The sequence below is a fragment of the uncultured Campylobacter sp. genome, from assembly GCF_938018145.1.
Taxonomy (GTDB): domain Bacteria; phylum Campylobacterota; class Campylobacteria; order Campylobacterales; family Campylobacteraceae; genus Campylobacter_A.
In genome coordinates this window covers 1-8151 of the sequence record NZ_CALIII010000304.1, presented here as the reverse complement: position 1 = coordinate 8151, position 8151 = coordinate 1, and the positions used below count along the sequence as shown (strand labels likewise).

At 44.0% G+C, this 8151-nt stretch carries 12 protein-coding genes; all 12 read right to left on the bottom strand.

The genetic code is table 11. The annotated features are described in order from the left end of the window. Positions 1–473 precede the first annotated feature (473 nt). On the bottom strand, positions 474–2108 hold the full coding sequence (locus Q0338_RS07190) for a hypothetical protein (protein ID WP_298086160.1): 1635 nt from the start codon (positions 2106–2108) through the stop codon (positions 474–476). Then, positions 2105–2737, bottom strand: coding sequence for a hypothetical protein (locus Q0338_RS07185; protein WP_298086159.1), 633 nt, complete (start codon positions 2735–2737; stop codon positions 2105–2107). Before Q0338_RS07185 ends, Q0338_RS07190 begins: the two co-directional genes overlap by 4 nt. After that, positions 2734–3057 carry a hypothetical protein gene (locus Q0338_RS07180; RefSeq protein WP_298086158.1) on the bottom strand — a complete coding sequence of 108 codons (324 nt, stop codon included), beginning with the start codon at positions 3055–3057 and terminating at the stop codon, positions 2734–2736. The genes Q0338_RS07185 and Q0338_RS07180 overlap by 4 nt, the downstream gene beginning before the upstream one ends. Then, the gene (locus Q0338_RS07175; RefSeq protein ID WP_298086157.1) at positions 3047–3514 is read right to left on the bottom strand and encodes a hypothetical protein; all 468 of its coding nucleotides are present in this window, start codon (positions 3512–3514) and stop codon (positions 3047–3049) included. The genes Q0338_RS07180 and Q0338_RS07175 overlap by 11 nt, the downstream gene beginning before the upstream one ends. Next, the gene (locus Q0338_RS07170; protein WP_298086156.1) at positions 3514–4665 is read right to left on the bottom strand and encodes a hypothetical protein; all 1152 of its coding nucleotides are present in this window, start codon (positions 4663–4665) and stop codon (positions 3514–3516) included. The genes Q0338_RS07175 and Q0338_RS07170 overlap by 1 nt, the downstream gene beginning before the upstream one ends. After that, the gene (locus tag Q0338_RS07165; RefSeq protein WP_298086155.1) at positions 4665–5039 is read right to left on the bottom strand and encodes a hypothetical protein; all 375 of its coding nucleotides are present in this window, start codon (positions 5037–5039) and stop codon (positions 4665–4667) included. Before Q0338_RS07165 ends, Q0338_RS07170 begins: the two co-directional genes overlap by 1 nt. A 1-nt stretch (position 5040) precedes the next feature. Further along, the gene (locus Q0338_RS07160) at positions 5041–5595 is read right to left on the bottom strand and encodes a putative peptidoglycan-binding domain-containing protein (protein WP_298086154.1); all 555 of its coding nucleotides are present in this window, start codon (positions 5593–5595) and stop codon (positions 5041–5043) included. Between the two features lie 25 nt (positions 5596–5620). Next, positions 5621–5806, bottom strand: a complete 186-nt coding sequence (nrdD, locus tag Q0338_RS07155) for an anaerobic ribonucleoside-triphosphate reductase (protein ID WP_298086153.1) — start codon at positions 5804–5806, stop codon at positions 5621–5623. Then, a complete protein-coding gene (locus tag Q0338_RS07150) occupies positions 5796–6161 on the bottom strand; it encodes a phage holin family protein (protein WP_298086152.1) in 366 nt (121 codons plus the stop codon). Before Q0338_RS07150 ends, nrdD begins: the two co-directional genes overlap by 11 nt. Positions 6162–6253: 92 nt before the next feature. After that, complete coding sequence (locus tag Q0338_RS07145) at positions 6254–6541, bottom strand: hypothetical protein (protein ID WP_298086151.1); 288 nt, start codon at positions 6539–6541, stop codon at positions 6254–6256. Then, complete coding sequence (locus Q0338_RS07140) at positions 6525–6923, bottom strand: hypothetical protein (RefSeq protein WP_298086150.1); 399 nt, start codon at positions 6921–6923, stop codon at positions 6525–6527. Before Q0338_RS07140 ends, Q0338_RS07145 begins: the two co-directional genes overlap by 17 nt. Positions 6924–7012: 89 nt before the next feature. Then, on the bottom strand, positions 7013–8151 hold a 1139-nt coding region (locus tag Q0338_RS07135), incomplete at its 5' end, for a leucine-rich repeat protein (RefSeq protein ID WP_298086149.1).

The window sequence follows — 8151 nt, the reverse complement described above, 5'->3', positions numbered from 1 at the left end:
TCCGCAAGTCTCATAAGCCGGAGGTCGGGAGTTCAAGTCTCCCCCGTGACACCAACGAAAAACCCCTCAAAACTCCCTAAAATACGATATTTCATCAAACACAATTATCACAAAACGGTTAAGCATAAAAGCTTTAAATTTGTCAAATCGTCAAAGTTTTGACAAAAGATAGGGCACAGTTTGAGGCACAGCAAAACTCCCGTTTTACGTAGAAATCTGCAATATCTTTTAAATGTTAGGGCACACTAAAATCATTTTTACAAGCACGTTTTTAAACGGATTTTTAAAAGTGATTACGCATTGATATAACATTAGGGGGCGATTTGCCCCATTATCATACCGCCAACGCCCGGTTTCTCCACCCATTGGCATAAATTCTAAACTTTGGATTTTTTTCGATCAGATTGTTGTAGTATTCTAGCTCGGCTCTGTCAAATTCTTTCAGAGCACCCATTGATTTTGTCGGGGCTGTACTATTTTTTGCCACCACCTTTGTTTCTCTCGGCTTGCCTTTGTCTTGATTTTTCTCCGCGACTAACCTTGCCATACCCCGTCTTTGCGCCAAAATTACGATTATTATTTGTTCCTCCCGCCCCACTATTTTTAGCTTTTTCTTGCGCGGTTTTTTGTCTGCCTATCTCATCTGCTAGCTGTTTTTGCTTATTTGGGTCTACTTTTGCGCCGCCAAAGCCCAGTAAACTTCCCGCTTCTACCCAGTTGCCGACTTTATCGTTTTTAAAACTCCAATTGCCAGATTTATTTTTTGATGGACTAATGTCTTTAAAGCCGTTTCTACTTGACCCTCTTGACTGCGCTCTTATAGCTTTTTCTGCCCAGCCCATCGAGCTCGTTTTTTCTGACACTTGCTCGCTGCTACTATTGCTCACACTTGCTTGCATGTTTTGCAAAAACTCTGTCGCAATAGCACCTACATCTACGCTAGGCGCGGTTACGGTCGCATTGAGTTGGTATGAGAAGCTATTTTGTATCTCTTGCACGCTTTGGGTAAGCGCGCTTTTTAGCTCGCTAGCCCAGCCATAGTCATCCCGTTTGTTATAGCCAAAATCTAGCCCTATGCGACCCAACCCTACGCCTAGATTAAACTGCGGGCTATACCCCCGTCTAGGCATATCGTAAATTTTACCGACTTCTATAACATCCACCCTTGCTACGCTTGGCGGCCTAGTTTTATCTACATAAAGAAAATTCTTATCTTGCACTCTATACCCCACTACGTCCCCTTTTTTATTTTCAAGTTCTACATGACTATCAAGTACCCCAAAAGTATCTTTTAAAAACTCCCCAAAACTTAGCGCCCTATCATAGTATGGCGCACCGCTAGCATCAAACCCTTGTATCTCGCCGCCAAATCCAAAACGATTATCAAGCCCCATCGCCACTTCTAGCAGTTCGTTCACTAGTGAGCCGACGGCGAGACTTAGCCCGTACATGCCAAGCAACGACGGCGCTGTTCCCAGTGCGCGCAACCCATAGCTTATCGCGCTTTGCGTAAGTGTACTTTTTAGATCCTCCATCAAGGCTTCGCCTATGTTCGCCGCATTGAATTCGCCGTTAACAAGCCCGTCATAAAGCATCCCTGCCGCCATTCGTCCAAAAACTCCGCCGAACATATACCCTAGCCCCTCGGCTGCGTTTTCAAAACCACTATCCATCGTCATCTCTTGGTAAAATTCCCTAAGCTTTTTATTTATTTCGCCGTGGCTTCGCTCGCCCAACCCCCGCCCGAAATCTTTATTTCGCTCGCTCTCTCGCAGCTGCGCTTTATGCTCTTTCGCGTGATCTGCTACTATTTCGCTAGCGCTTGATATTAATTTGCTCGCGCTTTCTTTGTCTTGATGTAGTATCAAAATTTGCATCGGCATCAGCACAAATTCCACAAAGTCCTCGTTTAGTTCAAGCAACCCTGCAGTAAGAGAAAAAGCCTGGTTAATAAAAAAGCTTCTTAAGTCTGGAGTAGGCAAATTTAAAGCATTGTAGGCGTAACCACCCGCATAGTATCCATCAAGCAGCCCGCCAGCCATAAAGTCGTAAACTCCGCCTGTGTCGGGGTTGGTAATGTTTAAGTAGTCGAAGTTGGTATAGTTCACTTCCTTTTTTCCATCTCGAATTTTATAGGCTTAGTTAAGCCCGGCAAGTCCTCTTTTATTAGCCCGAAAGCCATATCAAAAAACGTTCTGGTCATATCAGCCGGCACTATCATACCACCCGCTTGGTTTTCAGAAATAAACCCACCAAGCGTCGAAGTAGCTTTTATGACGCGGTTATCCTTTACTTGTCTATCGATCGCCTCTTTTTGACTTTTTGCAAGCGCGGTTTCATCGCTTAGTTTTTTGATTTGCGCATCTATTAGCTCATTTTGCTTTTTTAACCCAGTTAGCCTATCAGGCATTCCTTTTTCCAACTCTTCGTTTTTGAGCCTCGCGGTTTTTGTTTGCTCTTTTAGCCCTTTCATTTCCTCATCAAACGTTAGCTCTCGGTATGCGAGCTCCATAGCTTGTGCCATTGCTTGGGCAGTGAAGCTTACGGTTATATTAGCCAAAATAGAACTTATATTTTTTAGCCTCGCCTCATTTGTAATATTAAATTTGTCGTATTGCTCATTTAGATAGTCCACCACTTTCTGATAAGGCGTCGTCGCACTCGTAGTTGCATCAAGCGTGCTTTTAAAAATATCTAAATATGTCTGCCTAAATCTCATCTGCCTTTCGTCGCTCATAATAACCCCTTTCTTTGCTTCTCTAGCCTATTTATTTTTAGGCGGTCAAGGTCTGTTTTTGTGCTGATCTCCGACAAGTTTTCATCTATCGCATCCATGCGCTTATCCGCCCTCTCCATCCTTTGCTCTATGGCTTTGTCTTTTTCCTCTAGCGCGGCTATCTTGTCCATGGCTAGTTTGTATTGATTCGCCGTTGTGCTTTGCAAGAGTAAAAAACTATTTTTTAAAGTTAAAATTTCAGACTTTACGCTATCTATCTCAACCTCAAGCATATCCACTCTTGATTTTAGAGCGTTAAATTCAGGATCGCTAATCGGCATTTTTATTTCCTAGGATTATTTTGCTCATCTTTGCGGCTGCAAGCTTGAGGGCTTGCTCTAGCTCGTATTTGCTGACTTTTTCATCCATGTTGTTTGCCAGTCTCCATATCGTGCTCTCGCCATCTTCCATAGTTTGGATGGCTACCGCTATTCGCTGTTGGCTTTTTTCATCGGCATCGAATATTTTATCGCCGACTTGAATTTTGAGATTTTGTATTTTGCTATCTTGCTCAAGCTTTTTGATATATTTGCTATTGTCTAAAAAAATACTCACGCTGCCGTTTTCGTCGCCCAGCTTTCCATTTTTCCAAGTCCTGCCGTAGACATCCTTTATGTCCACGAGCTCGGCGGCCTTGTCTATAGCGTTCTTAGAAACACAAAAAAAATCCTCGCTGTTTTCAAAAGATGTAGTATAGCCGCTGATTTTTTGGTCTTTTTTTGAAATGAGATAAAACATCACGTATTCCTAAAATAAAATATCGTTATAACGCCCTCGCTAAAGGGCACCATCGCCGGAGCGCCGACAAGCTGAGCAGCCGCGCTTCTGTCGGTAATATAGACTCCGTTTTTATACTTGGTCCTTGCCGCATCCTCGTGCCATTCCATACAGATGAGGGCGTATTGCTCATCGGGATTAAACGACCCCGCCTCTTTGTGAGGGTTTATCGCGCTTATCCCGGCCTTTCTGTAACATCTGATTCTTACTACCGTTCCTTTTTGCTGAATTTGGTCAAACTCAACATTCCCGGTAAACCTTATCTTGTTCCCGACGATCACAAACGGGCTTAGACTTCTGCTTGAGTTTGAAATTCTAAAATTATCCGCCATAATCTCAAATGTCGAAGTTCTGCCCGAGCCGTCGGCATATTGCCAACCGGTGATTCTGTTGCCATCGGTTACTACCGATTTCACCCTGGCCGCCCACTCTTTGGCTTGGGTAGCTATTGCCGAAGCATTGGTGATCTTTATGTCTTGATTATCTACCTTAGTTTTTAGCTGCGTTAGATCACCCGTGATTGAGCTGACCTTGCCGTCCACACTCCGCTTGATTTGGGTTTCTACGTTTTTAGTGATCTCGGTTGCTATACCATAAGCATCTGGCATTGACGCCTTAAGCTGCTCAAATTTTTGAGCTATGGCGGTGTCTGCCGAAGTGTAGGCTTGCTTGATTTGATCTATGCTCGCGCTTATTTCGCCAAATTTTGCATTGATCTTTTTGATGGCCTGCGCTAGAGCTTCGTCATCAGTCGTTATGGCTACGTCGTTGTTTTCTACGATGGCCTTTATTTTTCCGTTGACGGCGAGCAGCTCGCTTTTGGTTTCTTTGATGTCCTTGATGATACCAAGAAGCTTATTTCTCAAATTTACGTCATCAAAGGTATAGTTTTTGTTCATCCAATCTTCGATGATTTGGTCAAGCTCGCTTAGGTAGTCAAAAGGGTTAAATTTGTTGTTTGCGCCGCTACTTCCTCCGCTACCGCCACCTCCACTGCTTCCACCGCTGCCACCGTTTTCATCACATTTTGCATCGGGATTTATGCCCAGAGGAAATACCTCAAGATAGTCGGGCGTCACAAACACATTGGGGTTTAAAAATTCATCTGCCATTACTTACCTCTTACCAACTTCGCCGCGCCGCGAAGTATGTTTAGCTCGTCGTTTGACACTGAGCTTTTGAGCCAGACGGAATAGTTGTGCCACTTACCGCCGCAGCCGAATATATCGCTCACGTCGTTTCTAAAAAACCCGCTTTCTGCCTTATCCCACGCATTAGCGCTCACTTCAATTCTCACTCTACCGCCGTTTACGCTACCTACACCGTTAAGCACCAGCTTTTTATCGTTTCCAACGTTAGTGAAAACCATATCAACGCTCGTGTATTTAGCAGGAAACGCCAAAAGCTTGCGATCCGCGTCGTAGTATTTTATGTCGATGATAAAAGCGCTGCCGATCACAAAGGTTTTATCGTATTTTGCGTTCACCTTACACCGCCAACGCCCGGTTTCTCCACCCATTGGCATAAATTCTAAACTTTGGATTTTTCTCAATCAGATTGTTGTAGTATTCTAGCTCGGCGCGATCAAACTGTTTGTCAAATCGTTCCTCGTCGTATCGGTTTATCGCCGAGAGTGTTTGGTCGCCGACAATGCCGTCATTGACGGCGCCTACGAGTTGTTGTGCGACACGAACGGCGGGCTTTATTCCTACGTTCACGGCAAAAATAAACATTTCATTGCCCTTGACTTGGCTCGCGACTTCATCAAGGCGCATCCTATCCCAATACGCTTCCTTATAAAACTTTCGCACCTCGACGCGCAAATTCTCGCTAGCATAAAGCGCACGGGATATTTTCTCGATGTCGCCGCCGTATGCTACTGCTCCTAATATCTCATCCCAGCCAGCCCAGTGCGGATGCGCATTTTGATAAATACCCATAAACGTCCAACCTTCCTCGGTCGGGTTTTTGTGTAGTGCGTCCTCGGGTTTAGAGAATTCTAGCCTCATCAAAATTTGAAATGCCTCGTTAAAATTTGCCATTTTTAGCTCCTTATGTTAATTTTTTTTAGATTTTTTTAACGCATTTTTCTAACGTGTAAAAATTCTGCTCGAAAAATACGCGTTCTTTATGCTCGCCCTTTTTGCCTATGTTAAAACCCTCAACTGGGCGGTGGTAGCCCATCACCCGGCTGTATACCACGCATTTGGTGCGCTTTTCTTGCAGCCCTTCTAGTATCTCGCTATTTGTCATCTTTCCACTCCTCGTGTCTAAAACTTCCGCCGTAGTCTTGATAGTCGTAGCTATCACTGCCCAGGCTCTCTATCTTTTTTTCTACGGCTTTGTCGATCATCGCGGTAGCCCACTCTGCGCCTCTCCACGCAAAAAATCCGCCGACTGCTAGCGAAAACTTCGGCGTCTGCGTAAAATAAAACGTCGTTTCATAAGCTAGCCAACATACAAACATCGAGCTTGCCGTACCTACAAGTGCGCTTATAAGCCTTTGCGCTCCTTTTTTCTTGCTGCTCGCCATATTAAGTAGCCCGCCGACTAGCCCAACCAAAATAACCCAAAAATAAAGCCCTATCTCCTCTATTACGTTGTCCATTATTGTCCTCTTACATCGTGACTAGCCACATTAGCAAGATTGACAAAACGATCTCGATAATAGCTTTTTTGCTTAGCCAAAATTTCTTAGCTTTAATCACCAGCTCGCTCATCGGCGCACCCTTTTAAAAGTTCCTCGCAGGTTTTGAAATACTCCATTAGCTCCCGCGCACTTTGCGGGTTGTTTGCCTCAAATTTTGGCTTTTCGGGCATTTTCGCAAGGCACGCAACGGGCGTTTTCACTTCTTGATACACGGTTTTTGTGATGATTTGCGGCTCCTTAGACGAGCAACCGCAAAAAATAATCGCCAAGATTATCAACGTGCCGCAAAGAACTACGAAATCACTCTTTAGCTTTATCTCTTTATTTGCTGGCTTCATTTATCAGCTCCTCGTAGTATCTTAATTTTCTCTCACACTCTGCGTCCTTAACCGGCACTTCTATCTTTTTGAATTTCGTCACTACGCGCTCCTGTGTCTTTACGATGTCGGGCGGTTTTACGGACAATGTCTTGATTTTCTCGTTTTGTAAATCAACGCGCATATTGCATTCACCTAAATTTGCCGCATAAATTTGACTTTCCGCCTCTTTGAGGGCTAGCTTGGTCTGTTCTTTTTCTAGCTTGTCCTTGACGTCTTGCGTCTCGGCTTTTGCGCTATCAAGCGCGCCGTTTAAGCGCCAAATTTCAAGCCCAGCGCCACCGAGAGCTATCAGCATTACGACGCCGATGGATATTAGAAATTTGATATTTAAAAAGCCCATTTCACGCTCCTTTCAGCAAATCTACCGCGATGACTACGACCAAAATAACCGTCGCAATAATCACGAATTTCTTTGTGGACGGCTTCATCTTACATTTCCACGAATTCAATTCTATTAATCATATATGATTGGTTGAGATTATAAAGGATCTGCTTTATGACGTCTGCCATACCTCTTTTGCATACAACCTTTTTTAAATTTGGACACGAGTATCCGATATGATTATATACGGCAAAAGTAGCATTCGGTATCACAAGAGTTTCAAGCCTTGGATTTTCCTTAAGACAACTGCCGTTTTGTTCTATTGTTTTTAGTCTTGGCAAAAATAGCTCCTTTGCGCCTATTTGAGAAAAAGCCCCACTCTTGATTTTTTCAATGCTTGGCACAAATACGCTAGAAAGATTAGGACAGTTATAAAAACAATGTACTTCTGTTTCCTTGAGCGCTGGGAAGGATATGGAGGTTATTGTATTATGGCTGTTAAATTGGTTATGATGCAGCTTTTTAATATTTGCCCCCTCGATAATCTGAGAACGTAATAGCTTTTGTGAATATATACCTGGTGGTATCTCGGTAGCAGTTTTAGGTAGCACAACGGTTTTTACGCCGTTTGTTGTTTCGACCAACTCTTCGGATACGGCGTTGCTATTTTCCGGCAGATACGAAAGATATATTTTTGTCGGAGATTGCACGAAGTAACTAAGTAAGACGTCCGAGCCCTTTGGTCTTATACCGTGCATTATACAATCCCCGCCGAAGCTGAAATTTTCCGTCATATTTAGAAGCGCGATATGACCGCTCTTTCCTACGCTACTATCTGAAGCGACTATATCAAGATAGAAATTTCCATTCACGATGAAATTTGTTCCGCTCTGATCGAGGTTGAGCTCTTGCCCAGAAATTTGCACAGCGCCTTGTCCTGGTGCTTCGCCCTTTAAGGAGTACGTACTATCTGCTACTGTTTTCGTGAGGTACTTTTCGGCCTCCACTCCCCCCAGCTTCTCGCTATCGCTAGCTGTAGCCGACGCGCCTAGATAGTTAGTATCCGCGTCGGTTTTTTTGATATACTCGGACAAATCTACTTCCGTTTGCACGAGCTCTTTCAGCTTGCTTACACTAGCCTTCCTCACTAGCTCGCTACCATTTTCAGAGAAAAGCACGGTTGAGTTTGCAGCTAGTGCACCGTCTTCTACGCTAGAGTTTAAATTTAGCCTTGCGGTATTTACCG